This is a genomic window from Aliivibrio sifiae, assembly GCF_002954715.1.
GTDB classification, from domain to species: Bacteria; Pseudomonadota; Gammaproteobacteria; order Enterobacterales; family Vibrionaceae; genus Aliivibrio; species Aliivibrio sifiae.
The window spans coordinates 505,138-522,585 of sequence record NZ_MSCP01000002.1 but is presented as its reverse complement, the minus strand read 5'-3'; the positions used below and the strand labels follow the sequence as shown (position 1 = coordinate 522,585).

General features: G+C 39.0%; 16 protein-coding genes and 1 riboswitch. Of the genes, 5 read left to right on the top strand and 11 right to left on the bottom strand.

Annotated features, from left to right (window positions below; all coding sequences use genetic code 11):
• Entirely contained in the window at window positions 1–1,662 is a 1,662-nt protein-coding gene (locus tag BTO23_RS13650) for a methyl-accepting chemotaxis protein (RefSeq protein WP_105063780.1), read from the bottom strand.
• A 266-nt stretch (window positions 1,663–1,928) separates the two neighbouring features.
• On the opposite strand from BTO23_RS13650, the gene BTO23_RS13645 reads away from it, so the two are divergent.
• From BTO23_RS13645 to BTO23_RS21600, 4 genes are all read left to right on the top strand, one after another.
• Window positions 1,929–2,255, top strand: coding sequence for a hypothetical protein (locus tag BTO23_RS13645; protein ID WP_245922112.1), 327 nt, complete (start codon window positions 1,929–1,931; stop codon window positions 2,253–2,255).
• Between the two features lie 147 nt (window positions 2,256–2,402).
• Complete coding sequence (locus tag BTO23_RS13640; protein WP_105064273.1) at window positions 2,403–4,421, top strand: protein-disulfide reductase DsbD family protein; 2,019 nt, start codon at window positions 2,403–2,405, stop codon at window positions 4,419–4,421.
• A complete protein-coding gene (locus BTO23_RS13635; RefSeq protein ID WP_061003783.1) occupies window positions 4,421–4,963 on the top strand; it encodes a protein disulfide oxidoreductase in 543 nt (180 codons plus the stop codon). The genes BTO23_RS13640 and BTO23_RS13635 overlap by 1 nt, the downstream gene beginning before the upstream one ends.
• Window positions 4,964–4,972: 9 nt before the next feature.
• The gene (locus BTO23_RS21600; protein WP_281260279.1) at window positions 4,973–5,095 is read left to right on the top strand and encodes a hypothetical protein; all 123 of its coding nucleotides are present in this window, start codon (window positions 4,973–4,975) and stop codon (window positions 5,093–5,095) included.
• 54 nt (window positions 5,096–5,149) lie between these two features.
• On the opposite strand, the gene BTO23_RS13630 is transcribed toward BTO23_RS21600, so the two are convergent.
• Complete coding sequence (locus tag BTO23_RS13630) at window positions 5,150–7,936, bottom strand: bifunctional diguanylate cyclase/phosphodiesterase (protein ID WP_105063779.1); 2,787 nt, start codon at window positions 7,934–7,936, stop codon at window positions 5,150–5,152.
• A 340-nt stretch (window positions 7,937–8,276) separates the two neighbouring features.
• Here BTO23_RS13630 and BTO23_RS13625 point away from each other — a divergent pair, with 340 nt between their 5' ends.
• Window positions 8,277–9,083: a GGDEF domain-containing protein gene (locus tag BTO23_RS13625; protein ID WP_105063778.1), complete on the top strand. Its 807-nt coding sequence runs from the start codon at window positions 8,277–8,279 to the stop codon at window positions 9,081–9,083.
• Window positions 9,084–9,101: 18 nt separating this feature from the next.
• On the opposite strand, the gene thiE is transcribed toward BTO23_RS13625, so the two are convergent.
• The 9 genes from thiE to BTO23_RS13580 all read right to left on the bottom strand — a co-directional run bounded on the left by thiE (window position 9,102) and on the right by BTO23_RS13580 (window position 17,377).
• Window positions 9,102–9,722 carry a thiamine phosphate synthase gene (gene thiE, locus BTO23_RS13620; RefSeq protein ID WP_105063777.1) on the bottom strand — a complete coding sequence of 207 codons (621 nt, stop codon included), beginning with the start codon at window positions 9,720–9,722 and terminating at the stop codon, window positions 9,102–9,104.
• Between the two features lie 10 nt (window positions 9,723–9,732).
• Window positions 9,733–10,536, bottom strand: a complete 804-nt coding sequence (gene thiM / locus BTO23_RS13615; protein ID WP_081092015.1) for a hydroxyethylthiazole kinase — start codon at window positions 10,534–10,536, stop codon at window positions 9,733–9,735.
• 54 nt (window positions 10,537–10,590) lie between these two features.
• A complete protein-coding gene (gene tenA, locus BTO23_RS13610) occupies window positions 10,591–11,253 on the bottom strand; it encodes a thiaminase II (RefSeq protein ID WP_105063776.1) in 663 nt (220 codons plus the stop codon).
• 34 nt (window positions 11,254–11,287) lie between these two features.
• Window positions 11,288–12,235 (bottom strand): ABC transporter substrate-binding protein, encoded by a 948-nt coding sequence (locus BTO23_RS13605; protein ID WP_105063775.1) that lies wholly within the window; start codon window positions 12,233–12,235, stop codon window positions 11,288–11,290.
• Between the two features lie 28 nt (window positions 12,236–12,263).
• Window positions 12,264–13,082 carry an ABC transporter permease gene (locus BTO23_RS13600; RefSeq protein WP_105063774.1) on the bottom strand — a complete coding sequence of 273 codons (819 nt, stop codon included), beginning with the start codon at window positions 13,080–13,082 and terminating at the stop codon, window positions 12,264–12,266.
• Complete coding sequence (locus BTO23_RS13595; protein ID WP_105063773.1) at window positions 13,075–13,821, bottom strand: ABC transporter ATP-binding protein; 747 nt, start codon at window positions 13,819–13,821, stop codon at window positions 13,075–13,077. The genes BTO23_RS13600 and BTO23_RS13595 overlap by 8 nt, the downstream gene beginning before the upstream one ends.
• A gap of 5 nt (window positions 13,822–13,826) precedes the next feature.
• Window positions 13,827–14,681, bottom strand: a complete 855-nt coding sequence (thiD, locus tag BTO23_RS13590) for a bifunctional hydroxymethylpyrimidine kinase/phosphomethylpyrimidine kinase (RefSeq protein ID WP_105063772.1) — start codon at window positions 14,679–14,681, stop codon at window positions 13,827–13,829.
• Between the two features lie 103 nt (window positions 14,682–14,784).
• Window positions 14,785–14,882, bottom strand: a riboswitch (TPP riboswitch).
• Between the two features lie 63 nt (window positions 14,883–14,945).
• Complete coding sequence (locus tag BTO23_RS13585; protein WP_105063771.1) at window positions 14,946–15,983, bottom strand: YcjF family protein; 1,038 nt, start codon at window positions 15,981–15,983, stop codon at window positions 14,946–14,948.
• Complete coding sequence (locus BTO23_RS13580) at window positions 15,980–17,377, bottom strand: YcjX family GTP-binding protein (RefSeq protein ID WP_105063770.1); 1,398 nt, start codon at window positions 17,375–17,377, stop codon at window positions 15,980–15,982. Before BTO23_RS13580 ends, BTO23_RS13585 begins: the two co-directional genes overlap by 4 nt.
• Window positions 17,378–17,448 lie beyond the last annotated feature (71 nt).

Genomic DNA, 17,448 nt, shown 5'->3' with positions numbered 1-17,448 from the left:
CTATAGGGTAAAACGCTCTACTAACTCGGATAATTCATTCGCTTTTTGATTTAACAACACACCACCAGCGCGGTTTTGACTTGCTAGTTCAGCTGATTCAGAGCTTTGATCAGATACCGAGACAATACGTTCTGATATCTCTTGTCCAACAAGACTCTGCTCTTGAGTTGCTGTTGCGATCAATGAGTTCATTTCCATGATCGTATTTACTGATACTAGAATTTGTCCTAGAGATTCAGAAGCCGCTACCGCTTTATTTACCGTTAATGTACTAAAGTTCTTACTCGCAGCCATTACTTGAACTGCTGAATCAGATCCTGATTTTAACGCTTCAATACGTTGGTGGATCTGCGCTGTACTTTCTTGAGTACGACTTGCCAGTTTACGTACTTCATCAGCAACAACGGCAAAACCACGCCCTTGTTCACCAGCCCTTGCCGCTTCGATAGCTGCATTTAAGGCAAGTAAATTAGTTTGCTCTGCAATATCTTGAATTACCGATAAAGTACTTGCGATATTTTGCACATCACCTTCAAGCTTAGAAATAACATTGCTTGCTTCATCTAGCTCTGCTGCTAATGTTTTTACTGATTCTGAAGCTTCATTAACAGTACGCATAGCAACTTGTGCATTATTATCTGCATCTTGAGCTGAGTTTGCTGCTTGCTCTGCATTTGATGAAATCTCATGAGATGAAGTGGTTAACTCTGTCATCGCTGTAGCAATTTGTTCAGTCTCTGAACGTTGATTCGTAACAACTGCATTAACTTGAGCTGAACGCTCTGACATATTGGTCGTTTCAGCAACGACTTCTTGGCTAACAGAAGAAACATTACTAATAATCTGGTGTAGCGAACTAACAAACGAGTTGAAATTCTTACTTAACTGGTTAAATTCTGGAACCGTAAAATCAGGCATACGAGCAGTTAAATCAGCATCACCTGAAGCAAATGATTTAATTGACGCATCAAATTGTTGAATTGGCGTCATAATACTTTTATTAATAAATGAACCAAGTACTGCAACCACCGCAATAATGACAAGGGTAAATAAAACAATAGTTTGCATGCTGTCTGATAACTGTTCATCGCTCAATGCTTTCATATCATTAATCACAGCATCAACATCATCGGTATAGAAACCAGTACCAACGATTAAATCCCACTTAGGAAAATATACACTGTAAGCTAATTTTGGGAGAGCAACCGTTTCGTTCAATTTAGGATAGTAATATGTTACATATCCAGAACTATTTTTTGCTGCGGCAATGATATCTTGAATGAAGTAATTGCCTCTTTTATCTTGCGCACTCCACATATTATTGCCTACGTCGCTCGTATTTCCTTGTAGAATACGAACACCATTTGATTGAAAACCAAATAAATACCCAGTATCTGCAAATTCAACTAACTTTAACGATTTAAGAACGTCTTCTTTTGTTTCACCTTGTTTTTCAAGATGTTTTAGCTCTGACGATACAATATCTAAATAAGATTTAAGTTCCACTCGTTTCATTTGCATCATTTGCGAACGAGTCATGTCCGTCTGAGCTTGGTTTAGTGCACTTGCTTCTTTATAAGTCATCGCCATGATCAATATTGCTGTCAAAACGATAGGTAAAATTGCAAGTAAATACAATCTCGCTTTTATTGATAGGTTCATTTTATTCTCTCTAAAGGCTCAAGCTAATCTTGAGATACAGTATTTGCCAAAAAATTATTATTTTTATTCATAATAGATATCAATTTTCGTGCCATTTATTCAACAAACAAATAGAGAGTTTAGTTTGAGTGAGAACTTCATTGACCTTTTTATATTTATCCATAGAATATCGACAATAGTTATCATTTAAGATCAGGTTAATTTCTTTGAGATTTTCACTACTACAATACAAGCGCCAAAAGCTCGCTTCGTGGTCACTAATTTTAGTGAGTATTGTACTAGTTGTTTGTTTTTCTCAAAACTCAGGCTTATCTTTATCTTGCTCATTAGCACCAACATCTGAGACGACTGAGCAATTACAACATTCCTCAACCTCTCAAGTTTCTAGTGATGCTGCTTCCCAATGTCATAACAGTGAGCATTTAGTTAACGCGCATACTATTCATCTCGATTTTGCTATTCCTATGTTTATCTTGGCCCTTATTGTTTTGGCCGCTATTCTTAAACAAGCAGGAGCAACCTATCTTTTAAACGAACCTATCACCTATTATGGTGTGCGGCGGCATTTGGCGTTTTGTACCTTTCAAGAATAAACACAACGTAAGTACTTATATCTTTAATATAATTATTTTCGGAGTATTACTGTGTCTACGATTCAAAAGATCAACCCCATCGATCGATTACATTTAGCGATAACATTGACGGTAACGTTACTGCTATCACTCTTTGCTGTGCCTACAATGGCGCAATCATTATCTACCGGTTGGTTAACTCATCCTGATCATCCACCCGCCCAAGTTCGTTTTATGCTTACAGGCGAAGTGGATAAAGTAAATAACCAAGCCAGAGGCTTACTTGAAGTTAAGCTTGATGGTGAATGGAAAACATATTGGCGCTCACCAGGTGAAGCAGGAGTCTCTCCTGTTCTTGATTGGAGTAAATCCAATAACGTATCTAACCTGAAATGGCATTGGCCAACCCCTGCTTACTATGAGCAATCTGGCATCATGACATTAGGCTATAAGCACGATGTTATTTTCCCTATGGACCTTACGTTTGATGATATTAATAAACCTGTCCATTTTTCAGGAAAATTGACGCTACCAACCTGTACCAATATCTGTGTTTTAACTGAATATGATTTGGAATTAGCCCCTATTGCTCTTGCTGACACTGAGGCAAATCCTGAAGCTCAGCACTTATATCAACAGGGAATTTCAAATGTTCCAACACAAAGCGATTTAACTCGTGTAATTAGCGCATCATTTAACCATGAATCGCAGCAACTACAGTTGCAACTAGAGTACGCTGACGGTTGGGATAACCCGCAAATTTTAGTTGATGGCAAAGACGTTACAGACGATTACTTCGCACTGCCATCTATCGCTATCGATGGTTCCATCGCAACAGCAACCTACAAAGTAACCAACTGGTTAGGCAAAACTGATCTTGTAGGAAAGTCGATTGAAATTACGGTTTCTGATGCCCTTTTCTCTCACGAATTGAGTGCAATTATAGATAACAAACCATTTGTAGAAAGCTCATCAGCGAGTTTACTAACGATTATTGGTTTTGCTTTATTAGGCGGCTTAATCTTAAACATAATGCCATGTGTACTGCCTGTTTTAGGAATGAAACTAAATAGTATGCTAGCTTCATCTCAATCAACCAAACGCTCTATTCGATTACAGTTTTTGGCTTCTGCTGCGGGGATCATCACTTCGTTTTGGCTAATTGCCATGGGACTACTTGCCTTAAAATTCACGGGCAACGCTATTGGGTGGGGAATTCAATTTCAAAGCCCTATTTTTATCGGCTTTATGGTTACAATTACCGCACTATTTACAGCGAATCTACTAGGGTTATTTGAAATCCAACTACCGAGCCGTTTTTCAACATCTATCGCAAATAAAGGCAGCGACTCTACACTAGGTCATTTCATACAGGGTATGTTTGCTACCTTACTTGCAACGCCATGCAGCGCTCCTTTCTTAGGAACAGCGGTCGCGTTTGCTTTAGGAGCAAGCACAATAGAAATGTTAATGGTGTTTACCTTCTTAGGGTTAGGAATGGCATCGCCATGGCTTTTGTTTGCTCTGTTTCCTAATCTTGTCACATTAATGCCAAAATCTGGCGCATGGATGAATAAAGTCAAAGTGATCTTTGGCTTAATGATGTTTATCACAACGCTATGGTTATTGAGCTTATTATCACCATTCATTGGTGGCTTTTCTACGTTTAGTATCGGTTTATTATTGAGTATTTATTTGCTGTATCGCGTTGGGCAGATCCAAGGAAAAAACACAGTGATTACTATTATCGCGGTCCTTGTATTTACAAGCAGTGCAGCTCTTATCATTGGAAGTATGACAACCAAACACTGGGCAACGCCAATTGAAGATAACCTTGCTTGGCAACCATTAAATGAACACGCCATTGATGAATACGTTAAACAAGGGAAAACTGTATTTGTCGATGTGACTGCTGATTGGTGTATCACATGTAAAGCCAATAAAATCGGCGTTATTTTACAAGACCCCGTCTACCCTGCATTGCAACGAAATAACGTAATTACGATGAAAGGTGATTGGACTCACCCAAGCACAAAAATCACTAATTATTTAAAAAGTCACCAGCGATTTGGTGTTCCTTTAACCGTTATTTATGGACCTAATGCCCCTCAAGGAATTGCACTTCCTGTTCTATTAAACAGCGATGATGTTATTCAAGTATTAGAACATGCGGGGAGAACGCCATAATGCCTTCAGAATCAAAGAAAAATAAAACGGTAAAGAGTAAAAACTCGAAAGCCGATGTGATTAAGTTCACTAAAGAAATACTGAAATTGGCTTTCTTTATTATCTTATTAGTCTCTGCTGTCGATTTTTGGCGCAGTAAAGATATGCCATCAGAATCAATACCCCCCTTATCTATCAATACAATTGATGGCAACTGGGTTGATGTAGAAAAAATGAGCTACGAAAAGCCCGTTTTACTGTATTTTTGGGGAACATGGTGCTCTATTTGCAATATCGTAAGCCCTAGTGTTTCTTGGCTTGCAAATGATCATCAAGTCGTTTCAGTTGCCGTTACGTCTGGTGATAATAAACGCTTGTCACAATTCATGAATTACAAAAAATATAACTTTCCTGTAATCAATGACTCAACAGGAAACATAAGTAAGGAATGGGGAGTTACTGCGACTCCTTCAATCGTCATTATTAATAATGGCAAAGTTTCTTCTATCACAACCGGCGCTACGACTCCTATTGGTTTGTGGTTACGTTTATTTTTCGCTTAAGGTTATCTCATGAAATCATTACTATTATCAGTATCAATTATTGCCAGCCTTCTGTTATCACCATTGGTTCCTGCACAAAACATTACTTTAGCTCAAGACGATTTAGAAGAAATAATAGCTAAACAGTTGTAATTCATTTCCTGTAATACAAAAAAGCAGCTATTGGTTAAAGATAGCTGCTTTTTATTACATAAACTTAGGCTCTAAATCTATTATTTCTTTATGAAAAGAGTGGAGTTTAATAAACGCTTCAAACTCAGTAACAGACAAAGGCTTACTAAATAAGAACCCTTGTCCATATTCACACCCTTTCCCCATTAAGAATTCAAGATGCTCATTAGTTTCAATCCCTTCAGCAACAACCGATAAGTTCATCCCATGAGCAATAGAAATAATCGCATTAATCAACACTTCATCACGGGTACTGCCGATTCTATTGACAAATGAACGGTCTATTTTTAATCGGTTAAGTGGTAAATTTGATAAATAACTTAAACTTGAATAGCCAGTACCAAAATCATCTAAAGCGATTAATACCCCAAGATCTTTAATCAATTTTATTCGTTCAAGAACTTCACCAGCACTGTCCAGTAAAGCACTTTCAGTTACTTCAATGACGATAGAATTAGGCTCTACATTATAATAAGAAATTACATGTTTCATTTTATCAACGATATCAACATCACTCAGTTGAATTGCTGACATATTTACAGAAACCTTATTAACTCCTGTTGCATTCTCTTGCCATTCTTTGAGCTGTCTTATCGACTCAAATAATACCCAATAACCCAATTGATGTATTAAACCTGTTTCCTCAGCTAAAGGAATAAACTCATTCGGAGAAACAAGTCCTTTATGAGGGTGATTCCAACGGATAAGAGCTTCTGCTGAGTCAAACATGCTTGTTCTTTGATTTAAAATCGGTTGGTAATACAGCTCGAACTCTTGTCGCTCTAGAGCATTACGTAAATCGCTTTCGAGATTAAAACGCATGCGCTCTTTATTTTCCATTTCGGAAGAATAATAAAATACATCAAGCAACGAATGTCTTTTAGCATAATGTAAAGCTACGCCAGCTTGACGAAGTAGTTCCTCTGCATCCTTACCACATAAATCACATGTTGCGATGCCAAGATTAACATGAGTAATATGATTTGATTCTTTGATCTGTATTGGGGCATTAATAATGACTCTAAGCTCTTTTATACGCAGAGATAACGCTTCTTTATCGTGAGATGAAACAAGGTATATGAATTCATTTCCTCCTAAACGCGCGAAAAACTCTCCCTTAGACACTTCTTCATTAATACGTAAAGACAGCTCAACTAGCAGCTCATCACCATATAAATGCCCATAATGATCATTTATAAATTTAAATCCTTTAATATCAATATGTAAAATAGTAAAAGGCTGCTGAATAGAAAGATAAGAATTCATACTATTCAATAAAGCATAACGGTTTGGCAAGCCTGTTAGCCCATCGAAATAAGCTTGATGTTCTATCTCTTGTTGATATTCAACTTGCTTTGTTATGTCATCAACCAAACCTAGAATACCAATTAAGTCATTTCCATCATAAAGCGCAGATAATTTCCAAATTAATATAATGACTGTATTATCTTCTTTAATAAATGGAATTTCGCATTCAGCATGTTCAGAATGCCCTTCTCGCATCTTCTCTAATTCATGAGTCATTTGAGAAAAGTAGTTACCAATAATACCCGGACGTAAAGTGATATCTTGGTCTAATAGTTCATCAGCATGCAATCGAAACCAATGCTGACATGATTGAGACCAACGGCGGATTGTTAAATTCGGTCCCCATTCAACAACACCGTACGTTGAATTATCTAATAAGTTATTAATGCGGGTATAAGCTCGATTAAGTCGTAACTCTTTATCTATCAATTCCTTTTCAATAAAACCTTGCTCTTGAACAACCCAATCAAAATTTTCAGAAAGATTTGATAATTCATTCCCACCAGAAAATTTAGAGCCTCTCTTTTTTTCGACATATTTCTGCGTAGAGGACAGTAACGTTTGTATTGGTTGGATTACACTTCGATTAAAACCTAATAATAAAATCAGTAAGAACAATATGGTACTAATGACAAACAGGCTCACACTTCTAATAAGTGTCGTCATAACACCTTGATAAGCATCATCAAGGGGCAAGGCAATAATCATCTGACTATAGTTTTTAATATCATGAGGAAATAAAGGAACACTGGCAGCAAGAAGAGGCACCCCTTTTCCATTTTTCACTTCAAATACAAATGGTTTTTTGGTGTACATTTTCTGCTTAACAACCGCGGGGACTTTCCCATCATAATGAGTGATTATGTTATTATTAGAGGTGAGTACATTGCCATTATTATCGACTAAAACAGCAATCGTGTTTTCGGGTAAACTAAATTCAGCAAGTCTTTTACTCCACCAATCTAAAGAAATAACAGCGACGGCGGCCCCAACAAGAGTGCTCTCTAGACCATACACCGGATATGCAAAATTAATGGTGTCTCTCTTTATAATACGGTCAATCTGGAAGCCACTAATAGAAAAGACTTGATTACTCACTGTCTTTTTAAAATAAGGTCGATCGGCAATATTAATCACAGAGTTTGAGCTTAATGCAGAGCAATCAAAAGAACCATCTAAGCCTGCAATCGCGATATTTACATAATGTGTATTTAACTTAAGAGCTTGCTGGACAATTTGTTTACACTGTAGAGAGCCGGGATTTTTTACATTATCAATTTGACTCAATTGAATGAGAAATTCTTTTGCTTCTTTAATAATTGTAAACTGCTCACTCGCTAAGCTACTCGCAATTTGCAGCGCTTCAATTTCAACTTCTTCCTTAGCTGCTCTATACTCATAAAACATATTAGAGAAGATGATGACACTAGCTGGAATGAATGAGAACAGAATAATAAGCCAAAGTTTGGTTTTAAGTGAGTGATAAAGCTGCACGAATATTCTTATCCTTAAAATTAAGTCGATAGTTAATTTATGTGATTTTTAATTAAATTTTATACAGTTACCAATTAAAATAGAACATTTATCAATCACTAGCAATCACTAGATCTTCACTATGTATAAAAATATTTCAAGCTCAAATCTACGTATCATGCTACGGGTAATAATACCTACACACACCTAGCTAACAAGACGTATTTATAAAAACAAAGGTTTCACCTATTATTTAATTAATTTTCTATTTTTATTGCATTTTTATTTAAACTTCTCACTTGTTTTTTGAAAAAAATTAAGTAACCTTAACATACACAGAACAACAGTCGATTAAATAAATATGACCGAATCTAATGTTCCTGTAATCGCCACAGGTATCTCAGCATCTCTTTTAGCTACTATCATTGCAGCTAGCCACTACGTGGGTTTTGATTCCATTTCAGACGTTTTTTTCGAAGGTACTACACTCATTTTACTTGGGTATATGTTTCTCACCCTTAAAACTCACCTTATTCCCTATTCAAAAATCATGATTGGTGCTTACCTTCTTTTATTCAATAAATTTTACGATTTATTAACCGAAGTTCCATTCATTGAAAACTATTCTGATAAGTATGAAGTTATAGATACCCTTCTTGATGATGGGACGCTATTAGTCGCTTTCTTTCTTATTGCTGTCGGCGTCACAGCCATAGTAAAAAGCATAATAAGAGAAGGAATGAAGGATGATTTAACACGCCTCTATAACCGAAAAAAATTCCCTGAAATCAAACTACCTTCTTTTGATCTTATCTATTTTGATTTAAATGGATTAAAGCAAGTAAATGATATTAAAGGGCACGCTGTGGGTGATTTAATGATCATTCGTTTCGCCCAAGCTTTAAAAGAGCACTGTTTAAGAGAAGAAATGGCATTTAGAGTCGGCGGGGATGAGTTCATTGTCACTGTTGAACCAGAAAGAGCAATAACCTACATCAATTCAGTTCATGCTTCTCTATTGAATGAATCTATTTCATTTTCATATGGCATTGAAAAAGCAACAAAAGAAAACTTCGATGAAGCCCTCATTCGTTCAGATAAAGCTATGTATACCATGAAAAAAGCCCAAAAAAAGAGCACCTCAAGTGCTCAGATTTTATATCGCTAATCTCATAAAAAAGCTCAACTAGCGGCCCATCAACTCAAGCAACCCTTCACTTGCCTGCTTTGGTGATGTTGCATGACAAATTGCCGACACTAAAGCAATCCCATCCACTTGAGTATCTGCTATCTGCTTAATGTTCGTTTCGTTAATGCCACCTATAGCGACAAGAGGAAGTTTGCTTTCTTTAACTGCTTTCGTTAAACCGTCAATGCCCCACTCTTTAATAATATTAGTCTTAGTTGGCGTAGAAAATATTGCACTAATACCCAGATAATCAACTGGCAAATCTTGCGCTTCACGCAATTGCGTTTCATTTTCAACAGACAGCCCTAAAATCATATCAGGTCCTATCAATTGACGAGCAAGATTTGCAGGCATATCCGATTGACCTAAATGAACCCCATCCGCTTGAACCGCTAATGCCACATCAACACGATCATTTATGATTAATGGTACACCACTGTCTTTTAATACTTTTTTTATCGCTAGTGAGCGTTCAATAAAAGCACGTACATCACCATGTTTTTCACGGATCTGCACCATGGTTACGCCGCCTTTTATTGCCTCTGCAACAACGTAGCACAACGTATCAATATCTTGTTGATCGTCAGTCACTAAATATAATGTATAAGGGTTATTCATATTACGAAACCTATGCATTAATCGTTAATTTCAAACGACGTGTAATCGTTTCTTCATCTAGCTGATAAAGTGAATCTAATAGGTTCATTTGTAAGCTACCTGGACCTGCTGATTGCTCTGCGGCGATTTCACCTGCAACGCCTAAAATAGCGGTAGCAGCAACCCCTGAATGCTCACCTATTCCAGCAAAAGCACCCGTTAATGCAGTATGTGTGCAACCCATTCCCGTAACAAAAGGCATCATCGCATGGCCATTATTCAATTGGTACTGCGCATCTTTCGTAACTACATAATCAGTTTCACCCGAAATAACGACGCTACATTGATACTGCTGCGCGACATAACAAGCCGCACCTAACGCAGAATCACTGCTGTCTAATGCATCTACGCCTTTGCTCTGCGCGTTCTCACCCGCTAAAGCGATGATCTCAGAGGCGTTCCCTCGAACAATCAGTGTATTCGCGGCTTCCGCGATTTGACGAGCGGTTTGGGTACGAAGTTGACTTGCACCACAGCCCACCGGATCAAGCACCACCACTTTATTATTAAGGTTTGCTTGCTCTACCGCGAAATGCATTCTTGGTGTCCATACACTGTCTAATGTACCGATGTTGATCACCAAGGCACCAGAGAAACTCATCATCTCTGCCATTTCTTGTTGGCTGTGCGCCATGATTGGTGACGCACCTAACGCCAATAAAGCATTCGCGGTGTTGTTCATCACAACATAGTTGGTAATATTCACAACTAATGGTTTTTTCTCGCGTAATACCGCTAATGCGTCAATAATCTTTTGCGTGTTCATGATCGTCATTGTTCTTCCTTAATTCGTTCGCTTATTCATTAATTGAGTACTAATCATCAACAATTAGGCTTCATCTAATCCTTGCTGCCAAAACGCCACTTCCATACGAGTCGCCGTTTTAAAAATATGACACAAACGCTGCCCACGCTGGCTATCAAGGTCGATATCGACAAGCAATTCATCTAGCTGTGTAATGCTTTTTTGCACGCCTGATTGAAACTCTTCACCACCATACATCTTGATCCAATTCGCATACGAATTGCCTTCAAGCTTAGTTGATTCTCTTGCTAGTAGCTGCGCGCCAATCACACCATAACCAATCGAACACGGCGCTAATGCTGCATATAAATCAATGACATCACCAGACATACCTGTATCTAATACAAAACGCGTGTAGGCTACCGTGCCAAAGGCTTCTGGCTCTGCTTCCATCTCTACTTCTGACACGCCCCACTCACCACAATAAGTCACATGGTGTGCAATTTCTGAACTCAATAATGCTTGTACACTCGGTAACGCCATTCGCATTTCCGCTAACGTTCTCGCTTTATAAATCGCTAAGGCATACGCTCTGGTGTATTGCTTTAAAAACAGAAAGTCTTGTTTTAAATAATGTAGAAATGACGAATGTGCTAACTCTCCAAGCGCTAATTGTTGAACGAAACTGTGCTCGGTGTATTCAACCCACTCGCTTTTACATGCTTGAATTAAATCTTGATGATTCATACTGACTCTCTAAAAAATAAACAGGAAAAATGGCTTACAACACCGGCACAAAATCTTGTGCTTTAGGCTGTGTTTTTATGATTTTATGTTGGTACATGAACTCAGAAAAGCGATTGTAACGCTCTAAATCCACCGCAGATGGACGTAATGCAAAACGCGTTAGCGTGTCATTCCATGCGCGTTTATTTAATTCATTGTTTAGAGTATCTGGTGCGTAAGAAACAAAGGTTTTCCATGATTCATCAGGGTGGTTCACTATAAATTGCGTCGCTTTTTCAATCGCATGATTAAATTTCTTTAATGCTTCTGCATCGTACGTTTTTGCGTTTGCAACAAACACTAATTCATCATATGACGGCACTCCATGTTCTTCTGGGAAGAAGGATTTCGCTTTATACCCTTCTAGTGCTAATTGATTGGTTTCAAAATTACGTAATCCTCCCCAAATCGCATCTACTTTTCCTGAAGCTAACGACGAAGAAAGCGCCCAACCGACATTGATAATATTGACCTCTGAAAAGTCCACACCTTCTGTTTTTAGCATGGTTCCAATAGTGGCTTCTTCATTACCCGCAATCGCAATACCTATTTTCTTACCTTTTAAATCAGCTAAAGAGTTAACCTTACCGTTATCCAACACCATTAAGGTATTTAAAGGGGTGGCAATCAGGGTGGCAGAACGAATTAACGGTAAGCCTGCAGCAACATCGATGGTTAAGCTAGTTTGGTACGAAATCGCTAAATCAATATTATTTGCCGCCACTAATTTCGCAGGCATGCTTGGGTCTGCAGGTTCTTGAATCGTGACATTTAAACCTTCATCTTTGAAATAGCCCTTTTGCTGCGCAATAACCACTGGCCCATGGTTTGGGTTTACAAACCAATCCAACATAAGTGTCATTGCTTTATCTTCCGCACTTACCATCATGGAGTAGCTTGAAAGGATAAGAGCCGCTGCTCCTTTAATTAATGCCTTTTTCATTTTTCGTTGAGTCCTTTTTACTTATAAATTATTTGTCGTGTTGCCACGGTATGAGTTTTTTTATTAATACGTCTGCAAGAAAATACAAGCTGACCGAGAGCGCTGCGAGAATGAATAGCGCAGCAAACATTTCATCAATCATCATTCGAGCGTTCGCTTGCAGCATTAAATAACCAAGTCCTTCACTTGAACCTACCCACTCACCAACTACCGCCCCAATAGGTGCCACCACGACAGCGACACGAATACCAGAAGCCAATGCAGGTAAAGCCGCGGGTAAGCGAACGTATCTTAGGGCTTGCCACTTAGAGGCACCCATCGTCTGAGCTAAATCGAGATAACCACTTGGGGTATTTCGCAGCCCGTCATAACAGCAGGTTGTAACAGGAAAGAAGATAATCAGTGCAGCCATCACGACTTTTGACGCGATACCATAACCCAACCACAGCATCAAAATAGGCGCGATAGCAAATACCGGAATAGCTTGGCTTGCAATTAAAATAGGCAATAACCAACGTCTAAGTGGATCAAACAACAGCATTTGAAGCGCAAATAACAAACCCATAGAAAGACCCAAGCCAAGACCAAATAAAATCTCTTGAGCCGTTATCCATGAATGAGTAAGTAGTACATCGTATCGCTCTATTAATTTACTAAAGACAGCCAATGGGCTAGGTAAAATGAAACTAGGTAAAGCAAAAACCACCACAATGAGTTGCCATAAACCGAGGATAATAACCACACTAATCAAGACTCTTATCATAGAGCTAATACTTTGTTGCAACGGTTTTACGGTAATAGTATTGGTCGTTAATGACGTTTGATTTATCAGAATAGATTTAGACATAATCGACCTCTAACGTATCAATTATTTGTTGCTGAAGCGCAGCCAGTTCTGCATTTATCTTGCGAGGTATCTGCGAACTTGGTACCGCTAAAGAGACCGCTGAAGCTGGTTGGCCCTGCATAATATAAACCGCGTCACTCAATCTTAATGCTTCTTGTGGATCATGAGTGATCAATAAAACAGTTTTATCTTCTAGCACTTGAGCAGCAAGATCTTGCAGTCGATAACGAGTCACCGCGTCTAACGCAGAGAAAGGTTCATCCATTAATACCATTGGCTTGTCTTGCATTAATGTTCGAGCTAACGCCACACGCTGACGCATTCCACCTGATAGTTGTGACGGCATGCTTTGCTCATGGCCTTCTAAACCAACACGTTCAAGTAACTCTATGGCACGAGATCTGTCGTTATTAGGAACAGAAGAAAACTTATCAGCAAAACAAACGTTATCAATCACATTCAGCCATGGCATTAATAAATCTTGTTGAGCCATATAAGCAATATTGCCTTCTAAGCTTTCTTTTCCTTCAATATGAATATCACCCGCCCACACCACTTTATCTGACAGTAACCCAGCTAAATAACGCAATATCGACGTTTTTCCACAACCACTTTTTCCTAATATGGCGGTCCATTTTCCTTTAGGGATCGTCATATTTAGATTGAAAATAATAGGGTGTTCGCTGTCTTTATACTGTAACGCCCCATTAGAAATGACGGCACCAATGCGATTATTCATCCCCATTACTCTGGAGTATGTAAAGCAAAAAAGTGATTCACAGGGCCATGTCCCTGACCAATATTCAGTTCATCGGCATGGATAATGGATTGAGTAATGTATTGCTTACCTAACGCCACCGCAGCCAGTAATTCATGACCTTGCGCTAAATACGAAGCAATCGCTGACGATAACGTACAGCCCGTGCCATGTGTATTGCGAGTTTCAATTCGGGGTGTCGATAATCGCTCTATGGAATCAGATAAAATCAGCAAATCAGTACTGTTTTCATCTTTTTCTAAATGCCCACCTTTTAACAATACTGACTTAGCACCTAATTGACGAAGTTCATCGATCATTGCGGTCATTTCAGTTTCACTTTCGGGAACTTTAGCGTTAATGAGTGCCGCCGCTTCAGGTAAATTTGGCGTGATAACATCCGCAAGGGGAAGTAGCTCAGATTTAAGGCTTTCAATAGCAGAGGATTGCAGAAGAAGATCACCGCTGGTTGCAACCATCACAGGATCAACAACTAAATATTGTGGTGTGTACTGTTCTATTTTTTTCGCAACAGAGTGAATGATATTAGAGTCACTCAGCATGCCCACTTTAACGGCTACGACATTTAAATCAGAGAAAACAGCATCAAGTTGCTGCTCAACAAACTCACTGCTGATTGGATAAATACCAGAAACGCCTTGCGTATTTTGAGCGGTTAGAGCTGTAATCACAGAGCAAGCATAGCTGCCAGTTGCAGAAATCGCTTTGATATCGGCTTGGATGCCAGCACCACCACCACTGTCAGACCCAGCAATGGTTAATACAATCGGTGTTGTTGCAGATAATGTCGATAAAAGTGCGGTAGTGTGTAACGAAGGCATACTTATTTTCCCTAACTAACGGTCAGGAAAAACAGTCGAGTGAGAACAAGTACGTATAGACGTAGATCTCACCAAAAGAAACAGATCTAATTGAAAGATCGTATCAAGAGGACCATTAGTTCCCTACGTCAGTACTAACTGAATCAGGTTCAACGGGTTCGCTATTGCGATCTCAGCCTATTGGCTCCCCGACTAATGGCGTCATACTATCACTAATCGATTTGTAAATAGTATGCTTTTTTATGAGAATGCTAACTGTGTTAGTTAATTCTTATCTTGTGAACTCAATTTGGATGCTAATTGAGCAACTATTGTTTTACGCATATCAGAAAGCTTTGGCGCTTCTCCTACTTGCCATGGTAATGGACGCATTAAGTTCATGGTTCTTAATCCAAAACGAGCCGTTAATAAACCAATACCTAAGCCCTGTGCAGCTCTGGTTGATAGTTTACCGGCAAGGCCAGTCGATAACATATCAACACCAACGTCCGTCACCATTTCTGTTGCTCCGGCAAACGCCATGTTTTGCAGAACCATTTTAAACAAACGTAAACGGCCCCAATAGCCAAGTTCTACCCCATAAACTTGAGAAACTTGTTCGATTAATCGAATATTACGCCACGCTACTAATAACATATCCACCACCGCTAATGGGCTTAATGCCACCATTAACGCTGATTCACCAGCATGCTTGCTGATTAAGGCTTTTGCTCGTTTATCTTGCTCGACCACAACCATGCTGTCGTACATTTCAAACACTTCAGCGTTGTTATGGTGTGATTCAATGCTGTTCTGCCAACGAGTGTACTCGGCGGTATGAGTGGCTGAACCTTTTTGAGCTAGGGCTTCACAGAATGGTTTTGCCTGACCAATTCCATTGCCTTCCATCAATTCGGTGGCTTGATGTTGGATCTCGGCACGGTGTTTAAGTTTACGTAGCGTCCATAGTTCACGACCAATGGCCGTCACCCCCATTAACGCCGCTAAACTGATTAATCCCGCCCAACCCAATGATAAGAAATCGGCGGTTTGAATCGCGGTAATAACATGATCGACACTTTGCCATACTGTTAATCCAAGGAATCCACCAATCAGTGTTTTAATACTCCAATGGGTTTTCTTTTTCACTAATGGCGTTTCAATATCAAGATCATTCAATTCACTTTCGTCTTCAATGGCTTGAGGAATAAAAGTTTGTTTTTCTTCGAACAGTTTTTGAGTATTCAGCGATTCTGTTGTCTGCTCACTTTCTGTAAATTGAGGCTCAGATTGAAATACGCGCTGTTTTTTTAATTCACTCATACTAATTTGTCTCCTAATAAAAACTGCATCGCCTTATCCATACGGATGTGTTGTAGCGGTTTGTCAGTCTCACTTTCTAACGGCTGAAAACTCATGAAATTAAAAGGTTTTGTTTCCCAATACGCTTTACTTGGAATACGTTTAGGCACCTCACCCGGAAACATCATCATCGGTTTTTGATCGGCGGTGATCCCTGATATTGCAGAAAACAATTCACCCTCGTCCTCAATCATTCCCGCAGTAGTTGCTTGAATTGAAGCAATACTCATGCATTCCATTTTAATACCTTCGTAAGCGGTTTCTTGCCATGTTTGATGGATCATCTGCTGTAATAAAGACACCATATTTGGATGCTGTTCAGGAGTAACATGATCTGCCTTAGTTGCCGCAAATAATACTTTATCAATTCTCGGTGAAAACAGACGCTTAAGCATTGAGCTTTTGCCATATTGAAAACTGTGCATCAGCTGATCAACCGCTTGACGCATATCATTAAACGATTGCTCACCAGCATTTAATGGCTGTAAACAATCGACCAATACGATTTGACGATCAAAGTGTCTAAAGTGTTCGTTATAAAACTTCTTCACCACATGTTGTTGATAATGTTTATAGCGTTTTTTTAACACTGCAATATTCGAATCTTTACTTGCCTTTGATAATTCATCTTCGGTGTATTTATGTAAGAACATAAATGGAAAAAACTGTAATACAGGCGCGCCAGCCAACTCTCCTGGTAATACAAATCGACCCGGCTGTACCCAATGTAATCCTTGAGAATCTTTACAATCATGCAGATACTGAGTAAACAGATCCGCAATATGAGCCAGTTGCTTTTCATCAACTGGCGCCAAAGGGTCGAGCTTTTTCGCTTCTTGTAGCCACGCTTCAGACAATACCTTTCTATGGCCTGTAAGATTCGACTGCTGCTGTTTAGACCACGCTAAATAATCCATATCCAAAAGCGGTAAATCTAATAACCATTCTCCCGGATAATCAACAATATCAACATGCAACGTTGCACTGTCTTGTAAGTGTTTTAGTAACCCTGATTTGAGTTTAAATTTTATGGCTAAACGTAATTCACTCACATCTCGAGTTGGTTCTGGCCATACTGGAGGCTCAGAAAGTAGCGAGTCCATTCCTTCATCATAAGTAAAGCTAGGAATAGAAAGGTTTGATTGAGGAATGCGTTTTGCCCCTATCATTCGACCTTCACGAGTCACCGACAACAAAGGCAACTTATCACTTGAAGCAGCATGTAAGCATTGATTAACCAAAGAGGTAATAAACGCCGTCTTACCTGCACGCGATAACCCCGTAACTGCCAGTTTGACGTGACGATCCATACTGCGACTGACTAATTTATTCATTTCTTTGGTTAATCTACTCATTTTCTTCTCGCTTTGTGTTTTTCAAATGACTACAAACAACAAATGGAGTGTACAGAACTGAATCTGAACAC

Bases quoted from the DNA above. Each gene is read 5' to 3' on its own strand.
- BTO23_RS13650 (WP_105063780.1), bottom strand. From the start codon at position 1,662: ATGAACCTATCAATAAAAGCGAGATTGTATTTACTTGCAATTTTACCT.
- BTO23_RS13640 (WP_105064273.1), top strand. From the start codon at position 2,403: ATGGCGCAATCATTATCTACCGGTTGGTTAACTCATCCTGATCATCCA.
- BTO23_RS13635 (WP_061003783.1), top strand. From the start codon at position 4,421: ATGCCTTCAGAATCAAAGAAAAATAAAACGGTAAAGAGTAAAAACTCG.
- BTO23_RS21600 (WP_281260279.1), top strand. From the start codon at position 4,973: ATGAAATCATTACTATTATCAGTATCAATTATTGCCAGCCTTCTGTTA.
- BTO23_RS13625 (WP_105063778.1), top strand. From the start codon at position 8,277: ATGACCGAATCTAATGTTCCTGTAATCGCCACAGGTATCTCAGCATCT.
- thiE (WP_105063777.1), bottom strand. From the start codon at position 9,722: ATGAATAACCCTTATACATTATATTTAGTGACTGACGATCAACAAGAT.
- thiM (WP_081092015.1), bottom strand. From the start codon at position 10,536: ATGACGATCATGAACACGCAAAAGATTATTGACGCATTAGCGGTATTA.
- tenA (WP_105063776.1), bottom strand. From the start codon at position 11,253: ATGAATCATCAAGATTTAATTCAAGCATGTAAAAGCGAGTGGGTTGAA.
- BTO23_RS13605 (WP_105063775.1), bottom strand. From the start codon at position 12,235: ATGAAAAAGGCATTAATTAAAGGAGCAGCGGCTCTTATCCTTTCAAGC.
- BTO23_RS13600 (WP_105063774.1), bottom strand. From the start codon at position 13,082: ATGTCTAAATCTATTCTGATAAATCAAACGTCATTAACGACCAATACT.
- BTO23_RS13595 (WP_105063773.1), bottom strand. From the start codon at position 13,821: ATGAATAATCGCATTGGTGCCGTCATTTCTAATGGGGCGTTACAGTAT.
- thiD (WP_105063772.1), bottom strand. From the start codon at position 14,681: ATGCCTTCGTTACACACTACCGCACTTTTATCGACATTATCTGCAACA.
- BTO23_RS13585 (WP_105063771.1), bottom strand. From the start codon at position 15,983: ATGAGTGAATTAAAAAAACAGCGCGTATTTCAATCTGAGCCTCAATTT.
- BTO23_RS13580 (WP_105063770.1), bottom strand. From the start codon at position 17,377: ATGAGTAGATTAACCAAAGAAATGAATAAATTAGTCAGTCGCAGTATG.